Raw genomic sequence first — 13,746 nt, 5'->3', positions numbered from 1 at the left:
GAGGAGGCGCCCGACCCGGGTACGGGGCGGGCGCCTCCCCCATTTGGGGCGTGCACGGCAGGAATGACGCCCCGATTCCGACTTCTAACCCCAATTGACGCATCCTTGACCGGGTGGGGTGGGCGGAGTGTCGCGTTATGAGCGCTTCCGCTTGATCCATCAAGATGTGCGCCAATCGCGCTGTACGCGTGCGGTACGTCGGAGAGGGGATCCAAGGATGAGCAGCAGCGGTGCATCGTCGTCGCCGTACGGCTTCGTCACCGTGCGGGGGCGCGGCTACCGCCCCGAGCAGGTCGAGGCGTACGCCGCCGGTCTTTCCGGGGCGCGGGACGGGGCGTGGGAGCGCGCGGCCCGGCTGACCGTCCTCGCCAAGGACATGGAGGCGGAGGCGGAGCACCTGCGGGACGCGGTGTCGCGGCTCGCCCCCCAGACGTACGAGACGCTCGGCGAGCGGGCCCGGCAGATCCTGACCCTCGCCGAGGCGGAGGCCGCCGCCCTGCGGGAGACCGCGGCGGCCGAGGCGCAGGCCCTGACGGAAGAGGCCGAGGCCGGGGCGCGGGAGGTGCGGGAGGCCGCGCGCGACCATGCCGAGCGGGTCGGGGCCGCGGCGGAGGAGCGGGCCGGGCAGCGCCTCCACGCGGACCGGGCGACGGCCGACGAGACCAGGATCTCGGCCCGGCAGGACGTGAAGGCGTGGCGCGGCGAGGCGCTGGCGGCGCTGCGCGAGATGCGGCAGCGGTGCGAGGGGCTGCTCGCCGAGCAGGAGAAGGAGCAGGGCGAGCGGTGGGAGGCCGCCGAGCGCGAGGCGGCCGAGCGCGAGGCGGCGTCGGACGCGCGGGACGCGGAGCGGGTGGCCGCGGCGGAGGCGAGGCTCGCCGAGGCGACGCGGGCGTTCGCGGAGGCGGAGGAGTCCGCCCGGCACCGGCAGGAGGACGCGGAGGCGCGGGGCGCGGAGATCGTCGCGGAGGCGGTCCTCAGCGAGGAACGGGTGACCCGCGAGACGGAACGGATCCTGCGCGAACACGGCGAGCAGTGGGACGAGGTGCGGGCACACATGGACCACGTACGCAGCAGCCTGGCGGCGCTGACGGGACGGGCTCCGGCGGAGGAGACGCCGTAGGGGATCTCCCCCGCTCGCCGGTGGGCGGGCGGGGGGAGTGTGGGCAGGGGCCCGCCGGACAGGCCCTAGTCGTCCAGGTCGTCCAGGTCGTCCAGTTCGGGCAGGACGCCCTCGGGGCCGCCCTCGTCCACGATCGCGCGGAACGCCGTCATCATCGCGGCGACCCCGCCCGTCGGGACCACGACCAGGTCCTGGCACTGGAAGAACGCGCCGCCCGCGGCTTCGCCCGTCTGCCGCCAACGGTCCATGACGGCGGCGATCTCGCGGAGCGTCATGAAGGTGGCGCTCCACCTCGTGCCGTCGGGCAGCCGGAGTTCGGCGTCGACGTTCTCGACGTCCTCGGCGCGGTCGTCCGCGCCCAGCATGAACAGAGCCGTGAACCGGTCGTCCTCGACCAGCAGCTGCGGGTCACTTTCCATAGAGCTGCTTCAGCCTCGCAATCACCTTGGACTCGTTGCCCTTGTCGGACTTGCCGACGATCTCGATGCCGCCTTCCACGTTCCGGAAGAACAGGCGTCCGCCGTTCCGGCCGCGGGCGTACGTGATGTCGGTGCCCGTCAGCGCCTTGCTGCCGAGACCCGGATTCATGTTTCCACGGGACAGCTGCTCGAAGAGACCGTCGAGGTCGCGCTGGACCGTCTGGTTCTTGCCCGCCTGCTGCGCGGCCTTCGACAGCTGGGAGTCCTTGCCGATGGCCGACGTCATCAGCTTGCACGGGGTCGCGTTGTGCACCAGGACGGGGGTGTCGCCCGCCAGCACGTAGTACGTGTGCGTGCCCGCCACGGTGAGGTTGCGGACCTCGGGCGTCGGAGCGGTCCACGAGGTGACCGCGTCGACCTTGGCGGGCGCGCCCGCGTCGGTCCGGAGCGTCATCCCGGGCGCGAGGTCGGCCGCGTTGGTCCACTGGTCCGTGTCGCTGGTCCAGAAGGGGTGCAGGTCGGTCGCGGTGATCGAGGCGGTGCGGTCGCCGCGGTCGTCGTCGATGTGCACGCCGACCTTGACGAGGTTCTTCTCGCCGCTGCCGACGATGAGGTCGGTGACGGGCTGCCCCTCGGTGCGTCCGGTGCCCGGGTCGGTGGCGAGGACCTGGTCGCCCTCGACCACCTGCTCGATGGGGCGGGTGGAACCGTCGGCCATGAGCACCGGCGTGCCGGGCAGGAAGCTGTTGCTCGCGCAGGTGGCGGCGGCGCCCCCGCCCTTGCGGGCCTTGCGGACGTCGTCGGCGGTCAGGGCCTTCGCTCCCACCTTCGCCCCGACCTTGAGCCAGCGCAGGACGGCGAGCGAACCGGCCGCCCGCTCCGCCCCGCTGAGCTCCTTGCCGGTGGCCAGGTCCTTGCCGGTCAGCGCCTCGACGATGCCCTTGCCGTCGCCGATGCCCGGCATCAGGTCGAGGAAGAGGGACATGCGGCGCTGCTGGGTGGCCTCGTCCAGGCCGGAGGAGCCGGAGCCCCACGAGTCGCCGACGTGGGAGAAGTCGAAGTCGATGTCGGGGAGCTCGCTGAGCCGCTCGGCGCCCTTCTTGATGCCCGGGACGTGCTTGTTCGCGGTGTTCATGCCGCGGTTGGCCTGGGCGATGCCGTCGTTCATCTCCTTCATGCCCTTGTTGGCCTTGGCGATCCCCTTGTTGGCCTTGGCCAGGCCCGTGTTGACCTCGTCGACGCCGTCGTTCATCGTCTTGAGGCCGCGGTTCATCTGGGCGAAGCCCTTGTTCATCTGGTCGAACGCCGCGTTGAGCTCCCTGAGCTCCTTGCCCCAGTCCGTGGTGTCCTTGACGGGCTTGACGTCCCTCGACGGCGGGAAGCCGTAGTCACCGACGACGACGGTGAGAATGCTGAGGGCGTAGAGCGAATCGCTCGTCGTGCCCATCATCTCGTCGGCCTTGGCGACGTTCGTCGCGAGGTTCTTCAGGTGGGGCCCCGCGGCCTTGGCGGTCTTGACCGCCTGGGTCAGGATCTTCTCCTGCTCCTTCGGGTCGGACGTCGACGAGGGGTCCTTGAGCTCGGCGAGCTTCAGCTTGCCCAGTGCGTTCAGCTCCGTGTCGAGCGTCTTGAACCGGGCGCCGTGGTCCTTCATGATCGACTGTGTCCCGTAGAGGAACAGGGCGGTGCCGACGCCCGCGATGAGCGCCTTGCGGCTGAACTCCTTCAGGCAGCCCGCCTTTTCGACGAGGCCGAGATCGTCGCAGTGCGCGTAGTGCGAGACCCGCTCGGCGATCTCCAGGAGGCTCGCGGGCTTCTTCTCGGCGGCGGCCGCCGGGCTGCCCGCCGCGACGGCCGCGGTGAACGAGAGGGAGAGGGCGGTCACCGTCGTGACCAGCCGGGTGGTGGTTCTGTGGTGCATGCGTTCCTAAGTCATGGGGGCACTACGCCCATGACGATGTGACCCCCCGGAGCTGCCTTTCTGACGGGTACCCGCCAGAAATGGTTACCAGCGAGTACGGTAACACCGCGACATCCTGGAATGTCTGACTTTCAATCATCAAATCCTCACTTCCCCCGCCGTGCCGCCCCCGCCAGGATCCAGCCCTCCACGGCCTCGTACTGCCTGCGGTGCTCCGCCGCCTCCGCGCGGCCGGTGAAGCGGGTGCCGAGCCAGCCGAGGAGGAAGCCGAGCGGGATCGAGGCGATGCCCGTCGTCGTGAACGGGAACCAGTTGAAGTCGTGGTTCGGGAAGGCGGCGCCGGGACCGCCGGAGACCAGGTTCGTGCCCGTCATCAGGATCAGCGAGCCGAGCGTGCCGCCGAGCAGCGTGCAGAGCAGGCCCGTCCGCGTGTAGCGCCGCCAGAAGAGGCTGTAGACCAGGGCGGGGGCCAGGGCCGACGCGCCCAGGCAGAAGGAGAGGGTGGCCAGGGGCTGGAGGTTGTGGTCCTTGACCAGGACGGCGAGGAGGATCGCGGGAACCCCTATGGCCAGCGCGGAGGCGCGGGCCAGCGTCATCTCGCGGCGCGGCGACGGGGTGCGGCGGCCCTGTGCGAAGACGTCGTGGGCCAGCGAGTTGGCGCAGGCTAGGATCATGCCCGCGACGGAGGCGAGCAGCGTCAGGAACAGCGCCGTGGTGACCGTCGTGAGGATCAGGGTCTCGGCGGTCGAGGTGTCGGCGCCGAACGCCGCGCGGGAGCCGAGGAGGTAGGCGGTGTTGCCCTGCGGGTCGTCCTTGGCGATCGTCACGCGGCCGAGCAGCGCGGTCGCGCCGAAGCCCACGACGGTGATGACGAGGACGAACAGGGCGACCGACGAGACCGCCCAGGACATGGAGCGCCGTATGTCGCGGGCGCTGCGGGCCGTGTACATCCGCATGGTGACGTGCGGGAGCGCGGCGCCGCCGAGGACCACCGTCAGCTCCGAACTGATCATGTCCAGGCGGGGGTTGGGGCTGTTCGCGAACTGCAGCCCGGAGCGGAGGAAGGCCGGTCCCGCGCCGCTGCGGTTCTCGGCGGCGGCCAGCAGGGCGCCCGGGTTCCAGTCGAAGCGCCGCAGTATCAGGACGGCGACCACCGCGCCGGAGCCGAGCAGCATCACGATCTTCAGGATCTGGATGAGGGCGGTGCCCTTCATCCCGCCGATCGCCGCGTAGCTGATCATCAGGAAGCCGAGCGCGACGATGCAGGCGGTCTTCAGGCCGTCGCTGGAGAAGCCGAGGATGAAGGCCAACAGGTCGCCCGCGCCCGCCAGTTGGACCAGCATCAGCGGGAGCAGGGCGGCGATGGTGGCCGTGCACGCGGCGATGCGGACGGCGCGGCCCGGCATGCGGCGCGCCATGACGTCGCCCATGGTGAACCGGCCCGCGTTGCGCAGGGGTTCGGCCAGCAGGAACATCAGGAGCGTCAGGGAGAGCGCCGTGCTCAGGGCGAGGACCACGCCGTCGTACCCGAGCAGGGCGATCACGCCCCCGGTGCCGAGGACGGTGGCCGCCGAGATGTAGTCGCCCGCGATGGCCAGGCCGTTGCGCATCGGGGAGAGCCCGCCGAAGCCGGTGTAGAACTCGTCGAGGTCGTCCCTGTCGGGCCCGGTCATGACGCACAGCAGCAGGGTGAGGGTGACCACGACGGTGAAGGCCACCAGGGACATGGTCTGCGCTTCCTCGCTCATGGGCGGCCCCCGCCGTCCCGCGCGGCGGCCGCCCCGGTCTGCCTGCGCAGCAGTTCGGAGAGCGGGTCGAGGCGGCGCCGGGCCGTGCGCTCGAACAGGACGAGGGCGAGGCAGGTGACGGGGAGCTGGCACAGGCCGAGGAGCAGCCCCGTGGTCAGGCCGCCGGAGACGGTGCCGGTCATGAAGGACGGCGCGAGGGCGGACAGGACGAGGAAGAGCGTGAAGTAGCCGAGCGCGGTGAAGGTGGCGACGCGGCGCTGGATCCGGTAGGCGCCGCGCAGTCTGCGCAGGTCGCTGTGGCGGCCCGGTGCGGGGTGGCGGGGGAGGCGGGGCGCGGGTGGCGGGGGCGCGGGGGGCGGCGGCTGCCAGGGGTAGGTGAGGTGGGGCTGCGGTTGCCAGGAGGGGTGTTGTCGTGGCGGTGGGGTCTGCGGCTGCTGCTGTGGGGGGTACGGCTCGTGCGGGACGGGGGCGTCGTACGGAGGGTGGGTCATCCCGGTTCTCCTTGCGCGGCTTCCGGCCCGGTGTGCGGGCCGCAGGGAGCGAGGGGAGCCGAGACGTTACTCGCAAGTAGTGGTGGCGTGCGGGGTTTTCGGTGAACAAGTCAGTCGGTCTGTTGTGTGGGTGACAACTGGTCCTGTTGTGCGCCCAGTTGTTTCTCCTGGAGGACCGGGAAGCGCCGGGGTGCCAGGAAGAGCAGGACGGCGAGGGCGAGGAGGGCGGCGCAGCCCGCGCCTATGTACACCGTGTCGACGGCGGAGTCGACGGCCCGCCGCAGCGGCTCGGGGTCGGCCACGGACTCCGGGTCGTCCAGGATGCGCGCCACCGAGTCGAGGGACCCGGCCCCGTCGAGCCGCGCGCTCAGCACTCCGTTGGCGACCGCGCCGAACAGGGCGGCGCCGAGCGTCTGGCCGATCTGGCGGCAGAACAGGACGGAGCCGGTGGCCGTGCCGCGCTCGGCCCAGCCGACGCTGGACTGGACGCCGACGATCAGCGGCAGCTGGAAGAGGCCGAGGGCCGCGCCGAGCAGCAGCATGAGCAGCGCGGGCTGCCAGGCGGTGCCGGGGTAGGGCAGGAACGGGAAGGCGAAGAGGATCAGCGCGGCCGCGGAGATGCCGGTGATCGCGGTGTTGCGGAAGCCGATCCTGCGGTACACGTGCTGGCTCAGGGCCGCGGAGACCGGCCAGCTGAGCGTCATCACGGAGAGCACGAACCCGGCGGCGACCGGGGCGAGTCCGAGCACGGACTGGGCGTAGGTGGGCAGGAAGACGGTGGGCGCCACCATCAGGAGGCCGAGCGCGCCCAGGGCGAGGTTCACGGCGGCGATGGTGCGCCTGCGCCAGACCCAGCCGGGGATGATCGGCTCCGCGGCCCTGCGCTCGACGATGACGACGACGGCGATGAGCGCGAGCCCGGCGCCGAACAGCGCGAACGAAGGGGCCGACACCCAGTCCCAGGCGACCCCGCCCTGCACGAGCGCGGTCAGGAGGGTGCCGCCGCAGGCGAAGACGGCGAGCGCGCCGGGCCAGTCGATGCGGCCGCGCGGGACGGCCTCGCGCCGCGGTTCGTGGAGGTGGCGCACGATCAGCCAGAGGGCGAGCGCCCCGATGGGCAGGTTGATCAGGAAGATCCAGCGCCAGTCCGCGTACGAGGTGATGGCACCGCCGAGCGCGGGTCCGGCGACGGCCGAAGTGGCCCATACGGTCGACAGCTTGGCCTGGATCTTGGGGCGTTCCTTGAGCGGGTAGAGGTCCGCGGCGAGGGTCTGCACGGTGCCCTGGACGGCGCCGCCGCCGAGGCCCTGGACGACGCGGAAGGCGATCAGCGACTCCATGTTCCAGGCGAGAGCGCAGAGCCCGGACCCGAGGAGGAACAGCACGCAGCCCGCGATCAGGACGGGCTTGCGGCCGAAGGTGTCGGAGAGCTTGCCGTAGACGGGCAGGGTGACGGTGGCCGCGAGGAGATAGCCGGAGAAGAGCCAGGAGAAGATCGAGAAGCCGCCGAGCGCGCCCACGATCTGCGGGACGGCGGTCGACACGATGGTGGAGTCGACGGCGGCCAGCGCCATGGCGAGCATGAGCGCGGCGACGACCGCGCCCCTGCCGCGTATCGCGTCCTGGGTGCCCACGGAACTTCCTTCCCCCTGCATCCGGTTGCTGCCGGGTCACCTTCTCACCCGGTGGAGGCCGTGGGCAGGGTGGACGGCGGGGTGGAGGCAACCCTGAGTCGGACTCCACCGGCGGGTGGAGATCCCCTAGGGGTACCTCCGTACAACGGACTGGGGAGCGTTCGTCCCACTGGAGGATGAGCCGGGCCGCGGCGGTCCTTAGATTTGCTTTACGAGCCGGGCACGGGGCCGGTTCGTGAAACCCACCCCGCCGGACGGGAGAACCACACCGGCGAGGGTGGGGTTTTCCCCCGGAAAAGACTGCGCTGAGCACCAGCGCGCGGGGGCCAGTCCCGACCCCAGACTGAAGCGCGAGAGCGCGCAGCGTATCCACCCGGCTCGCAGCAGGACCGACATAGGAGATTTACCGTGACAACGGCTGTAACCACACCCAGGCACGGGGGCACTGGAGGGCGTACGGCCGTGGCGGCACGAGCGCGCCAGGTCGTGAAGGCGTACGGCTCCGGGGAGACCCGCGTCGTCGCGCTCGACCACATCGACGTGGACATCGCCCGCGGGCAGTTCACCGCGATCATGGGACCCTCCGGCTCCGGCAAGTCCACCCTGATGCACTGCCTCGCGGGCCTCGACACGGTCAGCAGCGGCCAGATCTACCTGGACGAGACCGAGATCACCGGCCTCAAGGACAAGAAGCTCACACGGCTGCGCCGGGACCGGATCGGCTTCATCTTCCAGGCGTTCAACCTGCTCCCGACCCTGAACGCGATAGAGAACATCACGCTCCCGATGGACATCGCGGGCCGCAAGCCCGACCGGGCCTGGCTCGACCAGGTGGTGGAGACCGTGGGCCTCGCCGGGCGCCTCAAGCACCGCCCGACCGAGCTCTCCGGCGGCCAGCAGCAGCGCGTCGCCGTGGCCCGCGCGCTCGCGTCCCGCCCCGAGATCATCTTCGGCGACGAGCCGACCGGAAACCTCGACTCCCGTGCCGGAGCAGAGGTGTTGGGCTTCCTGCGCCGCTCGGTGACCGACCTCGGCCAGACCATCGTGATGGTCACCCACGACCCGGTCGCCGCCTCCTACGCGGACCGCGTCCTGTACCTCGCCGACGGCCGGATCGTCGACGAGATGCACCACCCGACCGCCGACCAGGTCCTCGACCGCATGAAGTCGTTCGACGCGCGGGGGCGCACGTCATGACCGTCCTCAAGACCTCGATGCGCAACTTCTTCGCGCACAAGGGCCGCATGGCCCTCTCGGCCGTGGCCGTGATCCTGTCGGTGGCGTTCGTCTGCGGCACGCTCGTCTTCTCCGACACCATGAGCACCACCTTCGACAAGCTCTTCGCGGCGACCTCCGCCGACGTCACCGTCGCCCCCAAGTCCGCCGAGGACGCGGGAGACACCCCGCGCAGCGGCAAGCCCGAGTCGATGCCCGCCTCCGTCGTGCAGCAGGCGAAGAAGGCCGAGGGCGTCAAGGCCGCCGAGGGCTCGGTCAGCAGCCAGAGCGTGACCGTCGTCAACGCGAAGAACAAGAACATGGGCCCCACCAGCGGCGGCCCGACCATCGCGGGCAACTGGACGCACAACGACCTGCGTTCGATGGACATCACCTCCGGCCACGCCCCGCGCGGCCCCACCGAGGTGATGATCGACGCCGACACCGCGGACAAGCACGACCTCAAGCTCGGTGACGAGCTGCGCACCATCGCCGCCACCGGCGACCTCACCGCGAAGATCTCCGGCATCGCCACCTTCAAGGTGACCAACCCCGGCGCCGCGATCTTCTACTTCGACACCGCGACCGCCCAGCGCCAACTGCTCGGCACCACAGGACGGTTCACGCACGTCAACCTCACCGCCGACGCGGGCGTCAGCGACACCCAGCTGAAGAAGAACGTCGCCGGGGTCTTCGACGCCAAGGCGGCCACGTACGACATCAAGACCCAGAAGGAGGCCGCGGACGACAACCGCGACTCCGTCGGCAGCTTCCTCGACGTCATGAAGTACGCGATGCTCGGCTTCGCCGGGATCGCCTTCCTCGTCGGCATCTTCCTGATCATCAACACCTTCTCGATGCTGGTCGCCCAGCGCACCCGCGAGATCGGCCTGATGCGCGCCATCGGCTCCAGCCGCAAGCAGGTCAACCGCTCCGTCCTCGTCGAGGCGCTGCTGCTCGGCGTGTTCGGCTCGGTCCTCGGCGTCGGCGCGGGCATCGGACTCGCCGTCGGCCTGATGAAGCTCATGTCCGGCATGGGCATGGAACTCTCCACCGGCGACCTCACCGTCAGCTGGACGACGCCCGTGATCGGCATGGTCCTCGGCATCGTCGTCACCGTCCTCGCCGCCTACCTCCCCGCACGACGGGCCGGCAAGGTCTCGCCGATGGCCGCGCTGCGCGACGCGGGCACCCCCGCCGACGGCAGGGCGAGCGCGCTGCGCGCCGTCATCGGACTCGTCCTCACCGGCGCGGGCGGCGCCGCCCTGTGGGCCGCCTCGCAGGCCGACAAGGCCAAGGACGGCTCGCTCCTCCTGGGCGGCGGCGTCGTCCTCTCCCTCATCGGCTTCGTCGTCATCGGCCCCGTGCTCGCCTCCGGCGTGGTCCGCGTCATCAGCGCGGTGCTGCTGCGGATGTTCGGCCCGGTCGGGCGGATGGCCGAGCGCAACGCGCTGCGCAACCCGCGCCGCACCGGCGCCACAGGGGCGGCCCTGATGATCGGCCTCGCGCTGGTCGCCTGCCTCTCCGTCGTCGGCTCCTCGATGGTCGCCTCGGCCACCGACGAGCTCGACAAGTCGGTCGGCGCGGACTTCATCGTCCAGCCCACGCAGCCCGGCATCTCCATCACGGAGAAGGCCGCGCAGGCCCTCGGCAAGGCCGACCACATCGCCCACATCACGCGCTACAAGCAGATCAACGCGGACATGACCACGCCCGACGGCAAGACCGTGGACGGCGTCGGCCTGAGCGCCGCCGACCCCACCTACGCCACGGACCTGCGCCGCGAGACCATCGCGGGCAAGCTGTCCGCCGCGTACGGCAAGAACGCCATGTCGGTCGGCGACGAGTTCGCCAAGAAGCACGGCCTGAAGGTCGGCGACGAGCTGAAGGTCGCCTTCGAGCACGGCAGGACCGCCAAGCTGAAGCTCGCCGCGATCACCTCCGACGACACCACCGTCGACCAGGAGGCGATGTACCTCAACATCACGACGATGGAGAAGTACGTCCCCGCGGACCGCATCCCGCAGAACGACATGATGTTCGCCTCGGCCGACAAGGGCCAGGAGGAGGCCGCGTACGCCTCCCTGAAGCACTCCATGGACAAGTACCCGCAGTACAAGGTGATGGACCAGACGGACTTCAAGCAGACCCTGAAGGACCAGGTCGGCCAGCTCCTGAACATGGTCTACGGCCTGCTCGGCCTCGCGATCATCGTCGCGATCCTGGGCGTCGTGAACACCCTGGCCCTCTCGGTGGTGGAGCGCACCCGCGAGATCGGCCTGATGCGGGCGATCGGCCTCTCGCGCCGTCAGCTGCGCCGCATGATCCGCATGGAGTCGGTGGTCATCGCCCTCTTCGGCGCCCTGCTCGGCCTCGGCCTGGGCATGGGCTGGGGAGCGACCGCCCAGAAGCTCCTGGCGCTCGAGGGCCTGAAGGTCCTCGAGATCCCGTGGCCGACGATCATCGCGGTCTTCGTCGGGTCGGCGTTCGTGGGCCTCTTCGCGGCCCTGGTCCCGGCCTTCCGGGCGGGCCGGATGAACGTCCTCAACGCCATCGCCACCGAATAGCCACACCGACGGGGGAACGGGGGAACGGGGGAACGGGGGAGCAGGCCCCGGCAGGCGCGCGCCACGCGCCTGCCGGGGCCTGCCGCTGTCCCGGCGTCAGTCCTTGCGCAGCAGCACGTATCCGAAGGCGGTGTCCTCGGCGACGTAACGGGCGCCGGGGTGCAGGCCGTTGGCGTACGCGACCGGGTCCTTCGTCCAGCCCGACCGGACGTCGAGCGCGAAGTAGTCGGGTACGACCGGGCGGGCCGAGCCCGTCCAGAAGACGCGGGCGCGGGAGGTCAGCCTGGTGATGGGCCCGATGTTCGCCTCGACGGTGGCGTCGTCCGGGATCCGGTCGAGCATCTTCTCCACGGCGACGACCTGCTCGCTCTTGCGGTACGTCGCCGCCTCGGTGAGGGTCCCCAGCGGCAGGGACGTCGTGAGGGCGAGCGCGGCGACGGCGGCGCAGGCGGGCACCCGGTCCGCGTACGTGCGCAGCCACGGCTTCTCGCTGCGGCGGGCCGTGTCGACGGCGTCGACGAGGGTGAGCAGGACGACCGGCATCAGGACGGCGCTGTAGTGCCAGTCCGTGCCCCAGTAGTGGTCGTCGGCGGAGAGGAAGCGCCAGCCGAGGGTGGGCAGCGCGATCAGGAGCAGCGGCGAGCGCAGGGCGAGGAGCCCGGTGGTGGGGACGAGCAGCCAGAGGAGGGTGCGCAGCTTGGTGCCGGTCCCGTCCAGGGCCCCGGCGGTGGGGCCCGCCTCGCCGACCTTGTCCCAGTAGTCGTACGACCCGACCGAGTTGAAGGCGGGTATGACCATCGTGAGCGTGACGAGGGTGGCGATCGCGCCGAACGCGGCGACGCCGAGGGCGTAGGGCAGCACCTTCGGGTCCGAGCGGCGGCACCGGATCGCCACGACCACGGCGAGGGCCGCGAGGGTCACCCCCAGGTCCTCCTTGACGAGGACGAGCGGCAGCGCCCAGAGCAGCGAGGCCCGCCATCGCTGCCGCAGCAGCGCCTCCAGGGAGAAGGCGATCAGCGGCAGGGCGAAGCAGATCTCGTGGAAGTCGAAGTCGACGGCGCGCTGGATCCCCCACGACAGCCCGTACGCGACACCGACGGCGAGCCCCGACACACGCCCCAGGAGCCGGGTCGCGGCCCGGGTGACGGGCACCACGGACACGGCGACGAGCAGCGCCTGCGCGATGAGCAGCGTGAGCGGCGACGGGAAGACCCGGTAGGCGGGCGCGAGGAGCGCGGTGACCGGGCTGAAGTGGTCACCGAGGATGTTGGCGCCGGGCCCCTTGAGGTCGGCCACCGGCGCCTGGAGGTGCGCGTAGGAGCGCACGGCCTGCTCGAAGATCCCGAGGTCCCAGGAGAGGTTCTCCAGCCGCCGGTACCGCAGGACGGACACGGTGGCGTACGCGACGAAGAGCGAGGCGGCGAGCAGGTACGGGGCGCGGTCCCAGAGCCGTCTCCACCCGCCGGTGGCGGGTGCGACGGTCCGGTCCCGCGCCGGTATGAGCTCGTCGGCACGCTCCTGGACGGGGAGGTCGGTGTTGGCTCCGGGCATGGGGTGGCTTTCTGATGGGGACGGGGTGGGGCTCGGTCGCTGAGACGTGCGGGAGGCGGGTGGCCGTTCCGGTCGGTGAGGTGTGCGGGGGAGGCCGAGGTGGATCTCAGCCCCCCGACGGGGTCGCCGTGGGTGTGGTCGGTGTCGCCGACCCGGTGGGCGGCGGTGAGGTCGAGGGCGTCGCCGCCGGGGGCGACTCCGAGAGGGAGGCGGACCTCGTCGGGCTCGGCGGCGCCGCGGGGCCCACCGGTTCACCCCCTCGGCCCAGCTGCAGCGCGGCGAACGCCGCGCCGCCGGAGACCAGGCACACGGCGAGCGCCGCGCCCACCGCGTGCGTCCGGCGTCTGCGGCGGGCCCCGCGGGCGGACACCTGGTGGGCCGGGACCGGCGAGGCGAGCCCGCCGCCCGACGCGGCGGCCCGCTTCAGCGCGACGGCGAGGCCGTCGTCGGCCGGGGCCTTGGGCTCAGTCACGGTGCTCCTCCGGGGTGGGCGCGTCGTCGAGATGCGGCGCGAGCGCCGCCCTGGCACGGGAGAGGTGGGACTTCACGGTCCCGGTCGCGATCCCGGTCTCCGCGGCGACCTGCCGCACGGACAGGTCGCACACGTAGTGCAGAACGGCCACCCGGCGCTGCCGCTCGGACAGCTGCCGCAGCGCGGCGACCAGCGCCACGGTCCCCGGCTCCGGCTCGGGCGCGGTGCCCGCCCGCTCCCCGTGGTGGCGCCGCCAGGCGTCCGCGGCCCGCCCGCGCCGCCGCCACCGGCTGACGGCGAGTCGCCAGGCGACGGTCCTGACCCACGCCTCGGGCCCGGCGTCCCGCTCCAGGCGGGCGCGGCGCGCCCAGGCGCGGACGAAGGCCTCCTGGACCACGTCCTGCGCCTCGTGGAGGTCCCCCGTCATCAGATACACCTGTCCGACCAGCGCTCTTACGGAGTGCGCGTAGAACGCCTCGAACTCCTCGTCGGTCAAGTGCTCTCCTGGTGCGTGCGCGCGTGTGCGGCAGCTGCGGTGTGTGAGGTGCGTGCGGTGTGTCTGGTGTTCTCGAAGGCACTACGCCTGGGACGCGCGTCCGGTTTACGCG

At 71.5% G+C, this 13,746-nt stretch carries 11 protein-coding genes; 3 read left to right on the top strand and 8 right to left on the bottom strand.

From position 1 onward, the window contains the following. The first annotated feature begins 217 nt into the window (after nucleotides 1-217). The gene (locus AC068B_RS16730) at nucleotides 218-1,120 is read left to right on the top strand and encodes a cellulose-binding protein (RefSeq protein WP_478672250.1); all 903 of its coding nucleotides are present in this window, start codon (nucleotides 218-220) and stop codon (nucleotides 1,118-1,120) included. A 65-nt stretch (nucleotides 1,121-1,185) separates the two neighbouring features. Here the strand turns inward: AC068B_RS16730 and AC068B_RS16725 are convergent, their stop codons facing one another. The 5 genes from AC068B_RS16725 to AC068B_RS16705 form a co-directional block, all read right to left on the bottom strand. Further along, entirely contained in the window at nucleotides 1,186-1,539 is a 354-nt protein-coding gene (locus AC068B_RS16725) for a hypothetical protein (RefSeq protein WP_478672249.1), read from the bottom strand. Next, a complete protein-coding gene (locus tag AC068B_RS16720; RefSeq protein ID WP_478672248.1) occupies nucleotides 1,529-3,460 on the bottom strand; it encodes a pre-toxin TG domain-containing protein in 1,932 nt (643 codons plus the stop codon). Before AC068B_RS16720 ends, AC068B_RS16725 begins: the two co-directional genes overlap by 11 nt. A 146-nt stretch (nucleotides 3,461-3,606) precedes the next feature. Next, a complete protein-coding gene (locus tag AC068B_RS16715) occupies nucleotides 3,607-5,208 on the bottom strand; it encodes a sodium/solute symporter (RefSeq protein ID WP_478672247.1) in 1,602 nt (533 codons plus the stop codon). Then, complete coding sequence (locus AC068B_RS16710) at nucleotides 5,205-5,699, bottom strand: DUF485 domain-containing protein (protein WP_478672245.1); 495 nt, start codon at nucleotides 5,697-5,699, stop codon at nucleotides 5,205-5,207. The genes AC068B_RS16715 and AC068B_RS16710 overlap by 4 nt, the downstream gene beginning before the upstream one ends. Nucleotides 5,700-5,809: 110 nt before the next feature. Continuing rightward, nucleotides 5,810-7,354, bottom strand: coding sequence for an MFS transporter (locus tag AC068B_RS16705; RefSeq protein ID WP_478672244.1), 1,545 nt, complete (start codon nucleotides 7,352-7,354; stop codon nucleotides 5,810-5,812). 387 nt (nucleotides 7,355-7,741) lie between these two features. Between AC068B_RS16705 and AC068B_RS16700 the strand changes: the two genes are divergently transcribed. Next, nucleotides 7,742-8,530: an ABC transporter ATP-binding protein gene (locus tag AC068B_RS16700; RefSeq protein ID WP_468563438.1), complete on the top strand. Its 789-nt coding sequence runs from the start codon at nucleotides 7,742-7,744 to the stop codon at nucleotides 8,528-8,530. After that, nucleotides 8,527-11,115, top strand: coding sequence for an ABC transporter permease (locus tag AC068B_RS16695; protein ID WP_478672242.1), 2,589 nt, complete (start codon nucleotides 8,527-8,529; stop codon nucleotides 11,113-11,115). Before AC068B_RS16700 ends, AC068B_RS16695 begins: the two co-directional genes overlap by 4 nt. 96 nt (nucleotides 11,116-11,211) lie before the next feature. Here the strand turns inward: AC068B_RS16695 and AC068B_RS16690 are convergent, their stop codons facing one another. The 3 genes from AC068B_RS16690 to AC068B_RS16680 all read right to left on the bottom strand — a co-directional run bounded on the left by AC068B_RS16690 (nucleotide 11,212) and on the right by AC068B_RS16680 (nucleotide 13,634). Next, nucleotides 11,212-12,666 carry a DUF2079 domain-containing protein gene (locus AC068B_RS16690; protein WP_478672241.1) on the bottom strand — a complete coding sequence of 485 codons (1,455 nt, stop codon included), beginning with the start codon at nucleotides 12,664-12,666 and terminating at the stop codon, nucleotides 11,212-11,214. 106 nt (nucleotides 12,667-12,772) lie between these two features. Then, nucleotides 12,773-13,138, bottom strand: coding sequence for a hypothetical protein (locus tag AC068B_RS16685; protein WP_478672240.1), 366 nt, complete (start codon nucleotides 13,136-13,138; stop codon nucleotides 12,773-12,775). Further along, on the bottom strand, nucleotides 13,131-13,634 hold the full coding sequence (locus tag AC068B_RS16680) for a SigE family RNA polymerase sigma factor (protein WP_478672238.1): 504 nt from the start codon (nucleotides 13,632-13,634) through the stop codon (nucleotides 13,131-13,133). The genes AC068B_RS16685 and AC068B_RS16680 overlap by 8 nt, the downstream gene beginning before the upstream one ends. Between the last annotated feature and the right edge of the window lie 112 nt (nucleotides 13,635-13,746).

The organism is Streptomyces sp. NPDC042371, assembly GCF_056437465.1.
The sequence above is the reverse complement of the archived record's forward strand: the minus strand, read 5'-3'. Positions and strand labels throughout refer to the sequence as shown.

Coding starts and splice junctions, on each gene's coding strand:
- AC068B_RS16705 (WP_478672244.1), bottom strand. CDS start 7,354: ATGCAGGGGGAAGGAAGTTCCGTGGGCACCCAGGACGCGATACGCGGC.
- AC068B_RS16715 (WP_478672247.1), bottom strand. CDS start 5,208: ATGAGCGAGGAAGCGCAGACCATGTCCCTGGTGGCCTTCACCGTCGTG.
- AC068B_RS16725 (WP_478672249.1), bottom strand. CDS start 1,539: ATGGAAAGTGACCCGCAGCTGCTGGTCGAGGACGACCGGTTCACGGCT.
- AC068B_RS16695 (WP_478672242.1), top strand. CDS start 8,527: ATGACCGTCCTCAAGACCTCGATGCGCAACTTCTTCGCGCACAAGGGC.
- AC068B_RS16730 (WP_478672250.1), top strand. CDS start 218: ATGAGCAGCAGCGGTGCATCGTCGTCGCCGTACGGCTTCGTCACCGTG.
- AC068B_RS16710 (WP_478672245.1), bottom strand. CDS start 5,699: ATGACCCACCCTCCGTACGACGCCCCCGTCCCGCACGAGCCGTACCCC.
- AC068B_RS16720 (WP_478672248.1), bottom strand. CDS start 3,460: ATGCACCACAGAACCACCACCCGGCTGGTCACGACGGTGACCGCCCTC.
- AC068B_RS16690 (WP_478672241.1), bottom strand. CDS start 12,666: ATGCCCGGAGCCAACACCGACCTCCCCGTCCAGGAGCGTGCCGACGAG.